This window comes from Chryseobacterium cheonjiense, assembly GCF_012927265.1.
In the GTDB taxonomy this organism is placed as follows: domain Bacteria; phylum Bacteroidota; class Bacteroidia; order Flavobacteriales; family Weeksellaceae; genus Chryseobacterium; species Chryseobacterium cheonjiense.
In genome coordinates this window covers 386,798-405,579 of the sequence record NZ_JABBGF010000003.1, presented here as the reverse complement: position 1 = coordinate 405,579, position 18,782 = coordinate 386,798, and the positions used below count along the sequence as shown (strand labels likewise).

9 protein-coding genes are annotated in these 18,782 nt (G+C 40.9%); 4 read left to right on the top strand and 5 right to left on the bottom strand.

The window, feature by feature from the left end; translation table 11 throughout:
- The first annotated feature begins 149 nt into the window (after positions 1-149).
- The 4 genes from HHL20_RS16670 to HHL20_RS16655 all read left to right on the top strand — a co-directional run bounded on the left by HHL20_RS16670 (position 150) and on the right by HHL20_RS16655 (position 3,692).
- Positions 150-1,121, top strand: coding sequence for a pectinesterase family protein (locus HHL20_RS16670; protein WP_169232304.1), 972 nt, complete (start codon positions 150-152; stop codon positions 1,119-1,121).
- Between the two features lie 128 nt (positions 1,122-1,249).
- Positions 1,250-1,987, top strand: a complete 738-nt coding sequence (locus tag HHL20_RS16665) for a rhamnogalacturonan acetylesterase (protein ID WP_169232302.1) — start codon at positions 1,250-1,252, stop codon at positions 1,985-1,987.
- Between the two features lie 20 nt (positions 1,988-2,007).
- On the top strand, positions 2,008-2,346 hold the full coding sequence (locus HHL20_RS16660) for a cupin domain-containing protein (protein ID WP_169232300.1): 339 nt from the start codon (positions 2,008-2,010) through the stop codon (positions 2,344-2,346).
- Positions 2,347-2,576: 230 nt separating this feature from the next.
- Positions 2,577-3,692, top strand: a complete 1,116-nt coding sequence (locus HHL20_RS16655) for a pectate lyase family protein (RefSeq protein WP_169232298.1) — start codon at positions 2,577-2,579, stop codon at positions 3,690-3,692.
- A gap of 74 nt (positions 3,693-3,766) precedes the next feature.
- Here HHL20_RS16655 and pelA read toward each other — a convergent pair whose 3' ends face one another.
- From pelA to HHL20_RS16630, 5 genes are all read right to left on the bottom strand, one after another.
- Positions 3,767-4,792 carry a pectate lyase gene (gene pelA, locus HHL20_RS16650; RefSeq protein ID WP_228463214.1) on the bottom strand — a complete coding sequence of 342 codons (1,026 nt, stop codon included), beginning with the start codon at positions 4,790-4,792 and terminating at the stop codon, positions 3,767-3,769.
- Positions 4,793-5,977 (bottom strand): DUF4861 family protein, encoded by a 1,185-nt coding sequence (locus HHL20_RS16645; RefSeq protein WP_169232296.1) that lies wholly within the window; start codon positions 5,975-5,977, stop codon positions 4,793-4,795.
- Between the two features lie 328 nt (positions 5,978-6,305).
- Positions 6,306-9,296, bottom strand: a complete 2,991-nt coding sequence (locus tag HHL20_RS16640) for a VIT domain-containing protein (RefSeq protein WP_169232294.1) — start codon at positions 9,294-9,296, stop codon at positions 6,306-6,308.
- A 583-nt stretch (positions 9,297-9,879) separates the two neighbouring features.
- Positions 9,880-10,368, bottom strand: a complete 489-nt coding sequence (locus HHL20_RS16635) for a hypothetical protein (protein WP_169232292.1) — start codon at positions 10,366-10,368, stop codon at positions 9,880-9,882.
- 65 nt (positions 10,369-10,433) lie between these two features.
- Positions 10,434-18,770, bottom strand: a complete 8,337-nt coding sequence (locus HHL20_RS16630; protein WP_169232290.1) for a LamG domain-containing protein — start codon at positions 18,768-18,770, stop codon at positions 10,434-10,436.
- Positions 18,771-18,782: the final 12 nt, after the last annotated feature.

Below are 18,782 nucleotides of genomic sequence, written 5' to 3'. Positions count from 1 at the left end.
TTTAATTAAAATATTTTAGCAAAACGAATCAACAAGTTGATTTGATGAAGCTATCGTCATCGCTTCACGAAGCAAATGTATTTGTCTTTGCTATCTAAAAATCAGGTAATATAAAAAAATCTTTGCGTCAGAAAATAATAAATCAGTTTATGAAAAAATTATTTTTAATTCTCCTTGTCTCAATGGCAAATTTTCTTTTTGCGGTAAATGATCCTTATATTAAAATTACCGTTGCCAAAGACGGAAACGGCGATTTTACCTCCATTCAGAAAGCGATCAATTCCGTAAGAGATCTTGGCCCGGCAGAAGCACTGATTTACATAAAATCAGGAACATATAATGAAAAAGTGGTTATTCCATCTTCAAAACATAAAATCACTTTAGAAGGTGAAAATAAGGATAATACAATGATCACCAACAATGATTTCTCAGGAAAACAGGATTCGTTCAATGAAAAAATGACGACATTCAATTCCTATACGTTGCTGGTGATGGGTGATGATATACAAATTAGCAATCTTACGATTCAAAATTCGTCCTGCAATGAAGGACAGGCAGTTGCACTCCATGTGGAAGGTGACCGTTTTATCATCAAAAATTCAAATATTCTGGGGTGTCAGGATACGGTATATTGTGCAACAAATCACAGCAGACAGTATTTTGAAAACTGTTTTATAGAAGGTACTACCGATTTTATTTTCGGGCAGGCAATAGCGGTTTTTAAAAACTGTACCATTAAAAGTTTAGCCGACTCTTACATCACAGCTGCTGCAACGGAAAAAGACAGGAAATATGGTTTTGTTTTCTTTGATTGCAGGCTTATCGCAAAAGAAGGTATTACAAAAGTTTTTCTGGGAAGACCGTGGAGACCGTACGCCAAAACAGTTTTCATCAATACCGAAATGGGAGGTCATGTTGTTTCCGAAGGATGGAATCCGTGGAAAGGCGACAAGATGTTTCCCGATAAAGAAAAGACGGCTTATTACGCAGAGTTCGGAAGCAAAGGCGCAGGCGGCAATACTTCAAACAGGGTGAGCTGGTCGCATCAAATGTCGAAAAAAGATTTGAAAAACTTTACCATCGAAAAAATCTTCAATGACTGGAATCCGAATAAAGAATAATTGAAATGCTTCGACGAGCTCAGCATGACAGCTCTAATACTAACCGTTTTAATCTAACAGAAGATTTTAGCGATCTCATACTGAGCTTGTCGAAGCATCTTTAAAGTTTAAATAAAATAAATTCTAAAATGAAAAAAATACTTTTACTATTTAGCATCGTCATTTCAACATTTATGTTGGCCCAGAAAAAGCCGACTTTATTCCTTATCGGCGACTCTACGATGGCCAATAAAGAAAATCCGGATAAAAATCCGGAACACGGATGGGGACAGGTTTTAAGCCAATTTTTTACAGCAGGTATCGAAATCCAGAACCATGCGATGAACGGCAGAAGTTCTAAAAGTTTCAGGACGGAAGGACGATGGGCTGCCATTGAAAAACAGCTGAAAAAGGGAGATTTTGTCATTATCCAGTTCGGGCATAATGATCAGAAAGTGAAAGATTCTACCAAATTTACCAATCCGTACACGCAATACAGGGCAAATCTGGAAAGATATGTAAGAGAAACAAGGGCAAAAGGAGCCATCCCGATTTTAATGACGTCGATTGTACGAAGAAATTTTAACGAAAACGGCGTATTGATAGATACCCACAAAGAATATCCTCTGGTGGTAAGAATGGTTGCCAATGATATGAATGTTCCTTTCGTAGACATGCAGCTGCTTACCGAACAGCTTGAAATTGCCTACGGTCCCGAAAATTCAAAAAAGCTGCACCTTCATTTTAAGGAAGGCGAAGAGCCATATTATCCTAAAGGTAAAGACGACGATACCCATTTGTCTAAGCTGGGCGCAGATCTTGAAGCGAAACTTGTCGCTGAATCTTTGAAAAAACTGAAAACCGGACTGGAAAAATTTATCAAATAATATCAATAAAAATATCTGAAATGAATTTTAAAAAAGAAGCCTTTTTCGACGGAAATTCTGATTGGGAAGATCTGGGAGCCGGTGTTTCGCGGCAGTTTGTAGGATATAATTCGCAGATCATGATGGTGATTGTGAGATTTGAAAAAGAGGCAGTAGGCGCTTTACATCAGCATTTTCATTCACAGATCACCTATGTTGCTTCGGGAATATTTGAAGTTGAAGTAGATGGTGAAACAAAAATACTGAAAGCCGGTGACGGATTCTTTGCGCAGCCCAATATTTTCCACGGGGTAAAATGTCTTGAAGAAGGACAATTAATTGATGCCTTCGCGCCTTTCAGAGAAGATTTTATTAAATAAAACCAGACGCTCCTGGAATCGTTCATGGACTAATTCATTTATTGTTCACTTTATTTTTACCTGATTTGAATCTGTAATATATTTCATTTTAAATTACACAATATGCAACCGATAGAACAACTAAAGTAATCAACATTATAATTATATAAATATTAATATTTTAAAATATAAAACATATTAATAATAAATACGTAATTTTATTTTTGAATCAACAAAAAATAATTATTACTATGAAAACGACAACAAAAGCAGTCTTTCTTACGGCAGCATTAAGTTCAGTTTTTGCTTTTACCGGCTGCGGGCAGGAAGATTTTAAATCCGACTTAGGAGACAACCCGAACCAACTTATGCTTAAAGGTGACATGGCAGTAAACGCCATTGTTCCTCTGGCAAGCTGCGTAGCTCCGGGATGGGCTTCCCTGAACGGCGGAACTACCGGCGGCGGAACAGCGGCGGAAACTACCGTATCCACATATGCCCAACTAAAATCTGCTATCGAAAATGCATCGGTAAAAGTGATCAAAGTAACCGGAACGATTACCGTTACCACCCGATTATCCTTTCAGGATCAAACCGGAAAAACAATCTACGGAACAAGCGGCGCCAAATTGGTTTCTACCAATCAGACCAAAGACGGCTCGGGAATCATCAATATTAAAAGATGCAATAATATCATCATCCGAAACCTTATTTTCGAAGGTCCGGGAGCGTATGACACTGACGGTTGGGACAATGCCATTCTTGACGACTGCCGCAACGTATGGATCGACCACTGTGAATTTCGCGATGGTGTAGACGGAAATTTCGACATTAAAAACAAATCTGATTTCGTCACTGTATCCTACACCAAATTTCATTACCTGAAAGCTCCTAAGCCCGGAGGTTCCGGAGGAACCGACGACCACCGATTCTCGAATCTTATAGGATCCAGCGACGGAGCTACTGCCGATGCCGGAAAATTAAATGTAACCTTTGTACGCTGCTGGTGGGGACCCGGATGCAGAGAACGCATGCCGAGGGTGAGATACGGAAAAATTCATATTCTTAACAGCTATTTCAACAGCGCGGTAAGCAACAAATGTATTGCGGCGGGCGTTCAGGCCAATATCCTGGTGGAAAGAAATGTTTTTGAAAACGTAAAAGAACCTATCAACCTGATGAGCGGATATACCGCCGTAACACAAACCGGAAACAGCTTTGTGAACGTAACGGGGAATACTTCCGGAAGCGGAACAGCTTTCACCCCTTCCTATACCATCAATAAACTTAATGTAGCTGATGTAAAAGCTGATGTAACGGCAAAAGCCGGTGCCACTTTAAGCGGAAATGTCTGCGATACCTTTTAGGAATTTAAATGCTAAATGAAAACCGCGCGGGCTGATTCTCAGCCCGCGCGGTTCTTTTTAAATACAGTAAAAATTTACTGGGAAAGTTTATTTTTATCCAGCCATTTCGGATATTCTTTATCGATCAGCTTTTTTGCAAAATCACCAAACCAGCTGTAGCCGTTTCTTCTCTCTTCGGAAACTTCGTTGTAATTGTATTTTACACTTCCATCGCGGTCGCCGAATAAAGGGCGGTTATCATGAATATCATAAAATCTTGCCCAGATCACAGAGTTTTTATCTTCCGCCAGTACCCGTACTGTTTTTCCGTTCTGCTTACCTACATTATAGCTGTAGCCTTCGATATCATTTTCTGTAAACCATTTTACGGCAGACCTTACGGATTTTTCAATTTCAGGCGTCACGGGCTGCAGCATCAGAAACCTTAAAATTCCTACCGATTCTGCAGTTGCCACTGAAATTGGTTCAAAAGCCCTGGCCTTATCCGGCTGCAGGGTAATTTCATTGTATTGATCTGCCCAGATCGTCGGTTTTCCGTTCTGAAGAACCTGTGTTTTTAAAATGCATTCAATTCCTTTTTTTACCGCTTTTTCAGATTGTTCTTTCAGCTTCTGATCTACTGCGATAAAATCGTTTTTCCCTTCTGCGGTGTTGTAGAGAACCGTTAACGCATTAATCATGGCATTGTCATTAAAGGTAATCTGCTTTCGGTATAATCCTTTGTTAGGATAATATTGAGGAAAACCGCCATTTTCGTACTGCATTGTAAGCAAATAACGGATTCCTTTTTCTGCTGCTTTCAGGTAATCCGGGTTTTTTGTTTCGGAATAGGCTTTCATTAAGGCATTGATTTCTCTTGATGTCGCATTATTATCTATGGTTGCGTGATCATCGCCTGTCGATTTTATTTTTCGTAAAAGGCTTTTATCAATCGGGGTATTGTAATTCACTACAGATTTATCTTCCAGCTGTTTTCCCCAGCCTCCGACAGGAAGCTGATACAGGAGCATTTTTTCCGCCAGGGTATCTTTTTTTACCTGAGCGGAAAGATCCAGGGTAACTAAACCCAGAATGAGTGTACAAATATTCAGTTTCATCATTTATTTAATTTTTATAATTAATGGATTTTTAATAATCTCAGACTGTTTTTTCAGTATATTTTCCCAGTCCAGCTGAGTCTGGATATCGCCGCTTTTCTGCCATGCAAATCCTGCATAATAAACAAGCTTGTCCTGTGGCTTTGTGATGACATAAAGATTGCTTTCATCCGGAACATCTGACCGGAAAGCTATTGATTTTTCAACAATTCGCGGATCAATAACAATTCCTTCCCCTACGAAAGCATCATCGATTTTTTCCCAATGAAGATAATATCCGTTTTTGTCATTCAGCGTTGCTTCGCCTTCATTTTTATGCAAGCTAATTCCTATAGCGTAATTGGGAACCTGTTTTTCTGACTCGAAACCTGACTCAAATCTTGAAAAATTTGATCCTAAATCCAGTGAAATTCTTTTGGTTTCCTTTACCCCAAATTCGCTCCACGGATGGTAAGTTAATTCAAAAACCGTACGCAAAGGACCTTCTGCAACAGTTCTGGAAGTAACAAAATTCTTTGAGACCTGCAGTTTATCATCAACCCATATTCCGATGCCTCCGGTTCCGCGGCTGTTTCCTACATGGTAAGGATCATAGCCCTCCCCTCTTGTATCTTTATGATAATACATCGGATCCGTAAGATAGCCTTTATACCATTTATTGATAACCGGCAGCTTTGTTCTTTTCAGCCAGATATCAACACCACTGGAAAGAGTGCTGCTTTTTATGCCTTGTAATGCTTCCTGTTGGCCTTTGGGACCATACATTCTGAATGCTATATTATCATTTTCCCATGCATAATCATCCACCCGCTCCGGAACCAGCCTGGAGAAGGTTGAAATTTCACTTTTAGGAAGCGGTTCAGCTGAATTTGCAACCATTGTATAAACGGTCTTTTGATGGCCTTCAACATTCGCCTGGAAAAGCAATTCGTCATTGTTTCCGTCACCGTCATTATCAATCCACTGAATGAGTATCGGAGTACCGGCTGCATCTTTTATTCTAAGATCTGCTTCTTTGTTTTTATCTAAAAATGATCTTAATTGAGAAACCGGGACAGCAACTACTTCTTTTCTGGAAAAATCAAGTGTATTATTAACCTCAATTATTTTTTGAGAATACACCACATTTGAATTTATGCAACCGATTGCACAGATAAACCCAACAAGAGAATTTTTAACGGTAACCATAATTATATCAGTTAAGTCAGTTTTCAAAAGTAATAAAAATAAAACAATTAGAACCTGTTAAAATTGTATAAAAATTTATCTGCTATTTTTGTTAATTTAATGAATGTAATAGTAAGAAATATTAGTTATAAAGTTAATAACTACTTCGGTTAGGATCTGATATAAAACAAAAGCACCTGCACTGCTGCAGGTACTCAAACTCAAACTTCTTCATTACACATTGATCATTATATTAACATCATCACATTTAATTTATTGTGTTTACCTATATTTTAACAGAAAATACTTTTTAAAAGACTATCATCACTGACATCTCAAAAGCTTTTTTCTAAAATTCAAACTCTCCGATGAGAATACCGTCCTCTTTCCTGTCATTTTCTTTTTGATTTTGAAATACAACGATCTTTCTTTCCTGTCTGCCGGTGGCATAATTGATATAAATTTCTGCCATAATTGCGGTAGGTCCGGCAATTCCCACCTGCTGTTCACCGAAGAAATTAGTCCGGATTTTATATTTACCTTTGACTGCTTTTTTCAGTAAAAACTGTTCCGGCCCGAAACCTCCCGTAAAATCGTCACTCAGCCGTCCTCCGATTTCAGTTTCTTTATGTGAATAATAGCAGCGTTCATTATTCGGGTCGGTTACCCACAGATCAATATCGGTGTCGTCTTTATTCCAGTTGATGACCACACGGATGTTTACCGGCAGATCTGCTATAATTTTAGGATTGATATTGGTAAGGTCAAGCTGATCCCCATGATTCGCGATAAGCTGATTGATCTCCATAATGATGGTTTCTTCAATACCGTCGTCCCGGTCTGCAAGCTCTTTTGTATAAGACTGTGTAAGAAGTTTGTATAAATTATCAAGAGCATCTTGGTAATGACCGTTGTCCTCGAGGGCAAGCGCGAAATCCCTGTAACTTTGCGGATCAAACGGTCGCCATTCCAGCACCTTTTCTGTGGCAAAAAGCTCTTTATCATACACTTCAGCCTGCTTCAATTTATAAGCTAGTAATTTGTACAGCTCCTCATTTTCGAACTCAAGATCGGCAACAGCACTCAATACTTTCAATCCGCGCTTTTTATCATTATTTTTAATTAAAAGCTGGGCAACGTCGAAGTAATACTGTGGCGTTTCACCATGTTCTTTACGGTTTTGGAGATAAATTTCATATATCGATTCAGGATTATTCATGTCTTTGAAGAGCTTCATATATTGCGCTTTGGAATCAATATCAACGGTAAGAATTCTTCCGGAATTCATAATATCTGACGCCCTTTCTGTAGGAGTTGCAGTTTTTACAATAACCCCTGGGACAGATCCTGACAGTGCACTAAGCACTGTAGTCGATGCCACAGCTGACATTTTACGGACGCTCATCTGTTGCCGCTCGCGTCTTGGTTCGGAAACTTCAGACTCTTCATCATTGTCTTGCCTGCTATTGTATCCTGTTACAACAACTTCTTCTATTTGCTGATCTCTGCTTATCGTATCGCTTAAAGCCCGGTAAGATGTAGGTTCGGGATAACGTTTTGATTTTTTCTTTTGCTCATAGTCTGTATCCCACCATTTTTTAAGATTTTCAGTCATTCTTTCCGCATCACTCATGAGATCTTTTACATGCTCGTCTTTTTTTACCAGATTGCCTTTAATGATTTCATCGAACTTTGCTTTTAATTCTGCGGGCGGAGCAATATCATAACGAACATAGTCCTCGACGTTTTCCAATACCATTAAGCTCATATTGCTGCTTACAAGCCCGAATTGCGAGCTGATATTTTTAATCTCTTTCTTATTTTTCTTCCCGAAAATCTCCAGTTCATTAAGCTTTTTCTGAGCCCAGAATTTTGAAATCTCCCAGTCTTTAACTGCCTGTTCATCTGTATTTAAACTAATTGTTTTGGTTTCAGTAACTTCATTTCCATACCCGAATTTCACTTTAATTGCAGACGTATCGCCTTTTATAATTCCTGTTAAAACAAAATCATCGGCAACGGTCTCTTTCAAAGAAGGATATACTTCCGAAAGCTTCCCGTTATTTTCAATGCCTAAAAATTTCTTCGGCTGGTACAACAGTTTACGCGCTTCTTTTCCGGGATCATTTTCATTAAGATTTAAAAATTCGCCTCCGGTTGTATTGCTCATGAATTTCAATTGGTCAAAATTTACATTATTAGAAGATGCAATCGTATAAACCGGCTGCTTCCATACCCTATTCGGTTCTCCGAAAGATGATAGGCCGTCCGTGAAAAATAAAATTTCAGCTTCGCGTAATGTTGTTAATTTCCCGAAATCTGTTCCGCCGTCATAGGTCGTTTTTAAAAGGTAAGTCTTTAGTTCGCTCCAGTTTCCATTATCAATTTTAAAAGCCTGCCCTTCTTCGAAAGTATTGTTAATGAAATAAATGTTTACTGTAAGGTTTCTGTTTATATTAAAATAGTGTTGCAGTAAAGCCAGTTCTTTCTGATGGTCCCGTTTCTGCCCGCTTAGGGAATTATCCCAGACTATTGCCAGCACATTGGGAAGTTTTTTAGCTCTTTCGCCTGAATCTACAGCAATATCAGCCAGAAAATAAGAAGCATTACCTGATGCTTTTTGAATTAAAACACTTTGCCCTTCCTGATGTACCGGAAAGTTTATTCTAATATTGTTGCCGGGTCTGTAATTTCTTTTGTGCGTTTCGGCGGTCCATACATTTCCGTTTTTAACAAAATCAAAGCTTCCATCGGGTCTCTCTTTAAGCTCCGGCAGGTTTTCGTTTTGAAAAACAGTTGTTTTAATATCAAATTCAGGAATTTCAGCGGTATAATTCAGGGGTAAAAAATATTCATAAGCATTCCCTGACTTCTTCAGTTCATAATGGTAGGTAATCTGAACCATTCTTTCCCCGCCATTGGGTGCGATGGGATATACGGTTGTACGGAAATTGTTCCCCTCCGTTTTTTCCAGGATTCCGGGATCTACATTTCTTTTTTTAATGGTTTCGTAAACCTCTTTCGCTTTTTCTTTTTCCACGGGAACCGCATTCCTGAGTTTTCCGTTGATGTCTAAAGCATAGCCGCTTACATTCACTCCTTCGGGAAGCGGAAAAGTAATCCGACCTTCTCTGAGCCGTGCAGAATTGTTCCTGAGAACCATCGTTACGGTATTGGTAGAAATTCTTCCGGCAATTTTCGTTTCGATTTGCAATTTCTGAAGAATTACCTGATCGTCTTTTTTATAATTTCCTTTTCCGTCCGGACTTTCAATAACCGGAGTCTGAGCCAGAAAGAGAACCGGAAAAAATAGCAGGAATTTTATATATAACCTTTTCATAGTTTTTTGTTTCAACTGTTTCTATTTATAGAGATGCATGAAACGGTAAAAAGGTTGGAAAATAATTTGATAATAACCCGTTTTGTATTTTAATTTATTTTCATCACTTCGACTATCTTTTGAAAAAAGCGTATCGAGAAGTTTATTCTGTTCATCTTTCTATTCATAGGTTCTCAATACATTTTTCTGTGCTGCGCGGCGAAAAATATCCAAATTGGCGAAACTCTTTTAATCTTTCACGGTTGACACAGATCTATTTATAAGCTGTATTGTAAAGCAATGGTACAAAAAAAACACCAAATCAGATGGTCTGATCTGGTGTTTATCATTGTGTTAAAAGAATCCTTTCGGAGATGTTACCATGAGCTTTTAGGCTCCCGGCAAGTAAGCACCCTTCTTGCTCCGAAGTAAGAGCTTCACTTGAGTGCAAGTAAGCATCCTTCTTGTCCCAAAATAAATACGTTACCTGCGGTTTACCAGGTACATTCTAAGACGGATGCATATTCAAAATAGAGGGTTATCCTGAAAGCCGCTGTTCTGCTTCTAAAAGATAATACCATATACATTTTGATACGTTAAAAATTTAGTAGAAATTCCATTTTGCACCGTCATAAACCACCACCGCCTTCATGGCAGAATCCCACATGGCGAGGCCTTTTACGCCGGTTATCGTGCGCTGGTCTATCAGAACTGCTCTGGGTAATACCAAAGCCTTATCTGAAGATTCTATAATCAACGCGCCTGTTGCACTGCTGGAATTGGCGCCTATAATCACTCCGTTTCCGGTATCTGCTCCCGTTGGAGCTCCTCCGGTCTGCCCTCCCGCAGTGGCTGTACTCCAGACATTATTGGCATAAAACCTGAAGCTGCCCGTGGCTGCATCGAAAACCATACTGCCGTTGGTTCCCGTCATGGCGGATACATCTGTCACCACCGGAAGACGGATCCCTCTTACATCGGTACCGAATTCCAACGCCACTGAGCTGTTGGTGAGCGTGGTCTTTCCTATCGCCACCTGGGCATGAAACCACCCGGCAAGAGCAAGTGTTGCTAATATTATTATATTTTTCATCTTCTTTCTTAATTTGTTAAATCCGGGGCTGTAACCAGGTACAGCCCCGAATTAGTTATTATGGTTTAATTACAGAAAATATTGATGTTGCCGTTACTTCCTGTACTGTAGTCCCCTAGTTTTCTCCAGATGGTGCCTGTATAGACTTTCATCGTGTTATCGCTAAGATCATAGATGATCATTCCTTCAATCGGGTTAACGATTGCAGCAGTGCTGGCTACGCGGCTTACCACCAGTCCTTTGGAGTTGGAATTGATTTCCAGGTAGGTGTTTGGAAGCGTTGGCTTCCAGCCTGCGGAAGGAATGGTACTGATACCGGATTTCACATCGGTAAGGTCTCCTCCGGAGATGCCCAGATCTTTTTTGGCTAATGTAAAATAAGATACATTATTGTCTCTGAAGTTTACGCTTACATCGATATTGTTGCCGGTTCTGGTCACTGCCCGGTACACTACGTTTGAAGTGAAATTGGCATCATCACTCACGATCAGGTAATAGCGTTCATTTCCGGATAAGGCCGGCAATGAAGTGGCATCAAAACGTAAGTTGATACAGCTGATACCTCCCGTATCCTGGACTTTCCAGCGTTTAGCCATGGCTTCGGTAGTACTGAAAGTAATTCCTGAAGCGGTAAGCGCAGTACCGGTAAAGGTATATGCTCCTGTGGTCTCCCCGATGACCAATGACTGAAGGTCTGTACCAATGGCCGCATGGGTACTGTTGGCGTTGGTAAAGTTGGTATCGGTAGATAAGGTGAGCACACTGCCACTGTTCACCGATTTGGAGATTCGCTGGTGTAAAGTCGACACATCATCTCTCAGTATTCCAAATATATTATTATTAAACCCTGTACTTGTCGCAGCATTCCAAATAACAGTACTATTGGAAGCGAGATAATTTTGTGGCGTCGTCTGATCCAGCGTAAGACCATATTTAATAGCCAGATAACTGTTAACTCTCTGTATCTCATTAGACGTAAGCAAGAGTCCGTAAGCTACTACTTCTGGTATTGCTCCATTAAAATAAAAATCACGCCCATTTACAGTCCTTGATCCTATTGAATACGTATTTGTAGGATTAGCCGAAGTACTTATAGTGCCTGTCTGCCTAATACTGCCATCTTTATAAATAGTTGCTACATTCGTAGTATTTGTATAAGTTAAAGAAGCCTGGAAAGGCTGGTTGGCATTTACAATGTTAAAATTGGTAACAATAGAATTATATGTTCCTGTACTTCCGCGAACATAGGTTATTCTATCATTGAAAATCCTGAATGCATATCCATTACTATTTCCAACAGGAACACCACAACTAAAGAATGTCTGTCCATCCGGAATTATTGTGTTTGTCCTACCGATTGCAAAGAGACTGTGTATTGTACCCTGAACAGGTGTAACACCATCCACATAATCGTCTACTCCATCGAAATCTATAACCGGATTGAAGTTAATAGCTTTAGCACTGTTGGTTCGGAATAGAGGCTGGTTACCAGATGTAGCCTGAAACGCATTATTGTTGGTATCACTTTGATTATTCCATTGTGAAATACCCACTCCATCAGTAGATGTAGAGGTTCCCGCATCTGCTCTCAGCCAAACACTGGCTCCTAGTACACCACCTGGCCCTGTTAGCAAAGCAGCAAAACTAAAGAACTGTCCGGAAGTAAAATCTACTGTTGCCGTATAATACTGCACCCCGCCTAACGTTTCCAACGTCATGGCTGTTCGGGTATCACTACCGTCAAACGTTGCATCTGCACTTGTCACTAAATTAAGCTGATTTATACCTCCTGAAATTTGACTTACTGGTAAAGCTACTTTGACTATTCCTAGCGTTCCTGTTTCCTGTACCCTCCAGATTCGGGTCATTCTATTAGTTAAACCTCCAAATACGAAAGAAGTGGCAAAAGAGGTGCTTCCTGTATCTGAACCCCAAACCAAAGAAGATAAGTCTGCTGCAAAGCTATTTGTATTGTTCGCATTGGTATCGGCAATATTTACATTTCCGATTACCGGCTGCAATCCGCTGTTCACACTCTGAGACTGTTTCTGGGTTAATCCTGAAGCATCATCTCTCATGACCCCTGCGATATTATTGTTATAACCAGCATTTGTTGTTGCATTCCAAATTACTGCTGAAGCAGAGTTCAGATAATTCTGTGCTGTCGTCTGATCTAAAGTAAATCCATACTTAATGGCTAAATAACTTTCTACTCTTTGTCTCTCGTTTACACTTAACGCATTGGTGTTAAATACCACCTCTCCTATTTTTCCATTATAAGTTGGTCCAATATTCATAGATGAATTACTTCCTGCGTAATTTAACAGCGTATTTCCACTTGCCAGCTGTAATCCGTTACGACGAAGAGAGTTTTTTGGGGTAAGACTGTTGTTATTCCATCCGGTCCATAAATATGGTGTATTTAGCGTTCCTCCCCAGGCTGCAGAGATCCTGCTGCTAAATGCGCCGTCCCAATATGTAGTACCATCTCCCCAAGGAGCAAGCATAGCAATTTGGTTTGAGGTTGATTGAGATTCAATGAAAACAGCCGAGTTGCTTATTACCCTTGTTGTATTTACTGTAAAGGCTGATGCATTGCTGTAGGTAGTTGTACCCAGAATTCCATCAGCATCAGTAAGAACATCATTTGACCCGTCGAAATCCATCACCGGATTAAAGTTGATATTATCCGTTGTATTGTCTTTGTACAAAGGCTGGTTGGCTGCTGTATTCTGTATCACATCATTATCATTCACACTCACGTCATCCCAGTTATTTACGGCTGCATTATTGGTGTAAGTGCCCGCTTTATCGGCACGCAGCCATAAGGATGAACCGGGAACTCCTCCGGGACCGATTACTTTTGCTCCAAAAGTAAAGTACTGTCCGCTGGTAAAGTCTATATCTGCGGTATAATGGGTCACACCATTGATTGTTGTCGTTGTTGTTAATGGATACCACGTATTTCCGCTGGCAAATGTAGGATCGGAGCTTACAATAATATAAGCATTCTCCCCATACGCTACTGCAGCCGCACGCATCGCTACTTTAACGGTTCCTACCGTTCCGGTTTCCTGAACCCTCCAAATCCTGCTCATACGATACGCAAAGTTTAACCCGGAAGGAATATTATTGTTTACCGAAGTGATATAGGTAAGCGGAAGGCCATTATCTCCCCAAACCAGCGCCGATTTATCTGCAGCAAAACTGTTGGTATTGGCTGCATTGCTTGCGGCGATACTTCCATTACCTATCACTACCTGAGTGCCGCTGTTTATACTCTGGGACTGCTTTTGATTTAACGTTGACGTATCATCTCTTCCAATTCCCGCGATATTGTTTTTGTAAGCCGCGTTGGTTGTTGCATTCCATAAAACGGTAGTGCCATCAGAAGCTAAATAGTTTTGTGCCGTACTCTGATCGAGTGTTGTTCCATATTTAATGGATAAATAGGTACGTACTCTCTGCATTTCTGCCGCCGTTAAAGCTCTTTCATAAGCAATCACCTCAGACATAAACGCATCAGATACTTCAGGCTGAGCCCCCAAGATACCACCATTAAATCCTAATGAGTTACCTGCGGTAAAAGTATTACCACTAGAACCATTAAAACCATTCAATCCATAGGTAATACCTCCTGCGACTCCCACTCTCCAGGTAACATCTGAAATATAGGTGATACCGGCTGTTAATTGAAGATTTGTAGTAGAAGTAGCACCACTATACGGGAATATCCTGAAGGTTCTGCTTCCGTTGTCATTGGAAGTAAATACCGGATCATTCGCATTAGTAAGACCTGATCCTGTAGTTGTACCCCCAAAGCCTAAATAATCTCTGAAACCGCTATTCGTATTCTGATTGATAGTAAGCAAGAAGGTTCCATCCAAACCATTGGCCGTAAACGGTCTTCCGCTTGGCACAACCATAAATCTTGCATCTGAACCGGTAGTCCCAAAATTAACGGTTGGGTTAAAATTATATTTTGTACCGGCAGCGATAAGATTAGGCTGTCTGGATGCATTGGTCTGGGTAAAATCATTTGAATTACCAGATCTGTCTGCCCAGGAAGAAGGAGTAAATCCGTCATCTGCCTTAAGCCAGATTCTTAGATTAGCAAAAACTCCTCCCGGAGCTGTTGCCAGCGCAGCAAAAGTAAAGAATTGCCCTGTTGTGAAATCTACCGTTGCAGTATAGTATTGCACGCCTCCTAACGTTTCCAGAGTCATTGCTGTTCTGGTATCACTGCCATCAATCGTTGCATCTGCACTTACCACCAAATTAAGCTGGGTTGCATTTCCCTGTACCTGGCTTACCGGTAAGGCCACTTTTACAGTTCCTACCGTTCCGGTTTCCTGTACTCTCCAGATACGGGTCATCCTGTTATTCAGTCCTCCAAATACGAAAGAAGTGGCAAAAGACGTGCTTCCCGTATCAGAACCCCAAACCAAGGCAGATAAATCTGCACTGAAGTTATTGGTGTTATTGGCATTGGTACCAGTAATATTCACGTTTCCGATTACCGGCTGTAAGCCACTCAATGCGCTTTGAGACTGTTTCTGATTTAATCCTGAAGCATCATCCCTAGCAATTCCTGCAATATTGTTCTGATAAGTCGCACTTCCTGTCCAGATGGTATTTCCCAAACTGTTTAAATAATTAAACGGCAATGCATTGGTTCCTAAGGTCGTTCCAAACTTAACGGAAAGATAAGACTGAACTCTTGCACGCTCAGTACTGCTCAATGAGCGGTTATAATAAATCTGGTCACCCAGCTGGCCGCCAAATGCGTCTCCCTGAGCATACCCGATGCCTAAAGGACTTCCTACAGAATTTGTAGTAGCCACATTAATGCTGCCACTGAAAGCGGCATCCAGGTCTATATTATTTTTATTCGTTAGAGCAGGGTCCCACCAACCGGACGCAACAAAAGCATTACCCCGTATCAGGCTTCCTGAGGATGTAACCGCGGAATTACCCACTCCGGTACCACTCTCATTTCCCCATACATATAATAATCCCCAGTTGCTTCCTGAGATATTGGTCGTAGACATTACCCAGCCATTGTCCCAGGCTCCTCCATCGGTTTTAGATAGTAAAGCTCCGTAATTATTCCATGAAGTTGACTGTACGCCAGCTCCAAAAACACTCATTCCGTCAGTAGCATTAGGATCATAACGGGTGATATTAGAATTTGAAGCCGGTAATTCAAAACCATTAGAGCCTGTTGTAGGCATATTAACAACTCTATTGAAATTGAGTGTCGTGTTAATGGATAAAGTAGTATTGGTATTTTTTCTTGGAATTACGACCCCATTTACCTGATCGGTCCATGTTGATATGTTCGCAGCATTATCAATTCCTGCATCAGGATTCATCCAAAGCGTAAGCCCATTGGTTACACCGCCAGGCGCCACTGTAAAAGCAGCAAATGTAAAGAACTGTCCTGTTGTAAAATCTACCGTTGCGGTATAATACTGTACCCCGCCCAAGGTTTCTAAAGTCATCGCTGTTCTGGTATCACTACCATCAAACGTTGCATCTGCACTCACGACCAGGCTCAGTGACGATAGATTAGCTGTAATCTGGCTTGCCGGTAAGGCTACTTTTACGGTTCCTACTGTTCCGGTTTCCTGTACTCTCCAGATGCGGGTCACTCTGTTATTTAATCCTCCAAATACAAAAGAAGTGGCAAAAGCAGTGTTTCCCGTATCGGAGCCCCAAACTAAAGCAGATAAATCTGCAGTAAAATTGTTGGTATTATTGGCATTGGTATCGGTAATATTTACATTTCCGATTACGGGTTGCAGACCCGTGTTTACGCTTTGGGATTGTTTTTGGTTTAAAGCTGAAGCATCGTCTCTTTCTATACCTGAGATATTGTTTTGATAAGTAGTATCTCCTGTCCATATTACATTACCCGAGCTATTTAAATAGTTAACAGTTGATGCTGTTGAGCCAAGCGTCATACCATATTTAATAGCCAGATAAGTATTTATCTTCTGAATATCGGTATTATTATTTACATAAGCATTATAACCTATCACTTCTGGTATTGCACCCAGGAAATATTCTCCGCCACCATTACCGCCAAGAAAAAGACCACTTCCCACAGAAAGTGCCGTATTACCCGTTCTTGTATTAAGGGAGACACCATTTTGCATGTTATAGATCTGGCCTCCGCTATTGGTGTTGTTAAATGCGGAAGCAATAATATATGGTGTATTTGCCTGAACCGTATTTATAAGACTATAACCGTTATCCTGAAATGGAGTCCCGTCAAGATCCATACCAAAGTTAGTTCCGCGCCATTCAAAAGTAGGAAAATCTGCACTGCTATTATGAATTTCAAGAATAGTTCTTGCCCCTGAAGTGGAGCCGGAATTTGCGAGGTAGAATAAAGACATTGGGTCATTAACTCCAAACAATGTTGGATTACCATTAATTAAAGACATTTCTTGTCCTGATGTAGCAAAACTAACACCAGGGTTAAAATTCATATAATTAGACACTAATGCAGGCTGTTTGGCTACTGTTCCCTGTGTAAATGACAACCCTGCCGGTGTCTGATTCGTCCATGTGGTAACATTAGTTCCTGATGTTGTTACACCAGAATCTGGCTTTAACCATAGCTGAAGATTAGTTAACACACCTCCCGGAGCCGTTACCAAAGCAGCAAAACTAAAGAACTGCCCTGAAGTAAAATCTACGGTTGCGGTGTAATACTGCACGCCGCCTAATGTTTCCAGTGTCATCGCAGTTCTTGTATCCGTTCCGTCAAACGTTGTATCTGCACTTACCACCAGATTGAGCGAGGATATATTTCCTGCAAGCTGGCTCACTGGTATAGCTACTTTAACATTTCCTACCGTTCCGGTTTCCTGTACTCTCCAGATGCGCGCCATTCTGTTATTCAACCCTCCAAATACAAATGAAGTGGCAAAAGATGTGTTTCCCGTATCGGAGCCCCAAACCAAAGCAGATAAATCTGCACTGAAATTATTCGCATTACCTGTATTGGTTGCGGCGATGTTAACGTTTCCGATGACCGGCTGCAACCCGCTATTCTGTGATTGCGACTGTTTCTGGTTAAGCGTTGAAGCATCATCCCTGCTGATCCCTGCAATATTGTTATTGTAGGTAGCATCGTTATATACTGATGTTCCGTTGGATAACTGATAGGCTCCTGTTTTGGTAATCCCATATTTCAAGGCCAGATAAGATTCTACTTTCAGGTAATCTGTAGAAGCATGCTGTGAAGGAAACACAATCACCTCTGCAACATCCCCGTTCCAGAATATTCCGTTATCCCCGGATGCTCCTATTCTGAAAGCAGACGTATTGGCATACGTAGGGTTTACATTGTTGGTATTATTTGTGGGTGCGGAGCCTTGTGCTGCTACATAATTTCTTCCTGCTCCCGAATCATATCCTGTTCTTACCAGATTAATTCCCTGGTTGGATTTGGTATTGTCCCAATCCGGTGGAGAGGCCAAAGAAGCTGTAGCAACGCCTGTAGTGAAAGCGGTAGCTCCTGCAGAAGAGATAAGTCCGGTAGTCGCCACCTGGCCGCTATGGAATCCCGTACTTGCACCATTGGCTCCTATTCCCAAAGCAGCTCTGTTGGCTATTGCTGCTGAATTTTTAGCTACGTAATAATAGGTAGTCGCATTACTTCCTACCGGCCAGGCTGCTTTTGTTGCTGTATTATTATACTGATTGGCTGTAACTCCGGTGAAAGAAGCTACAGGATTGAAGTTCAGTGTAACAGAGCCTGCCGGTGCAGATGTTCTGGTGAGGTTATAATTATGTCCCGATTGGTCTGCCCATGTAGTAGCAGCTAAACCTGTATCTGCTTTGTACCAAGCTACGGTATTGGTTACTCCACCGGGAGTAATCATAGAATAGTATGTATCTCCTTCTGTCCAGGTAGCTTGTATTCCCAGGCGGGAAGAAGCGATACGGTTGTTGGCGGCTGCTAATGTGCCTCCTGTCGTGTTGACGTAGATTACATAATTTACGATTGTACCGGCACTCTGCTGAGGTATTTTACCTGCCCAGATTCTGTTAGAGCCGCTTACAACGGCAAACGACATATTGACCACCGTTCCGTTGGTTTTTGTGGGTACCGTTCCGTTGGTAGTATAGACCAGATAGAAGGTATATCCTGTAGTATCTACCAAATAATTGGCAAAAATATCTGTCCCGCTGCTTCCCGTAGGCAATAGTGCCGTAGATTGGGCATTGGTAACAGAGGCGTTCTGACGATAATCCGGTGCTGCGGTATAGCCGTTCCAGGGTGACGTATTGGGTGTTGCCGGAACTGCTGTTCCCGGCAAATGCCCCTGTGCAAATGCTTTTATACTAAGCAACAGGATTATAATTAAATAAATATATTTTTTCATTGTTGTTGTGTG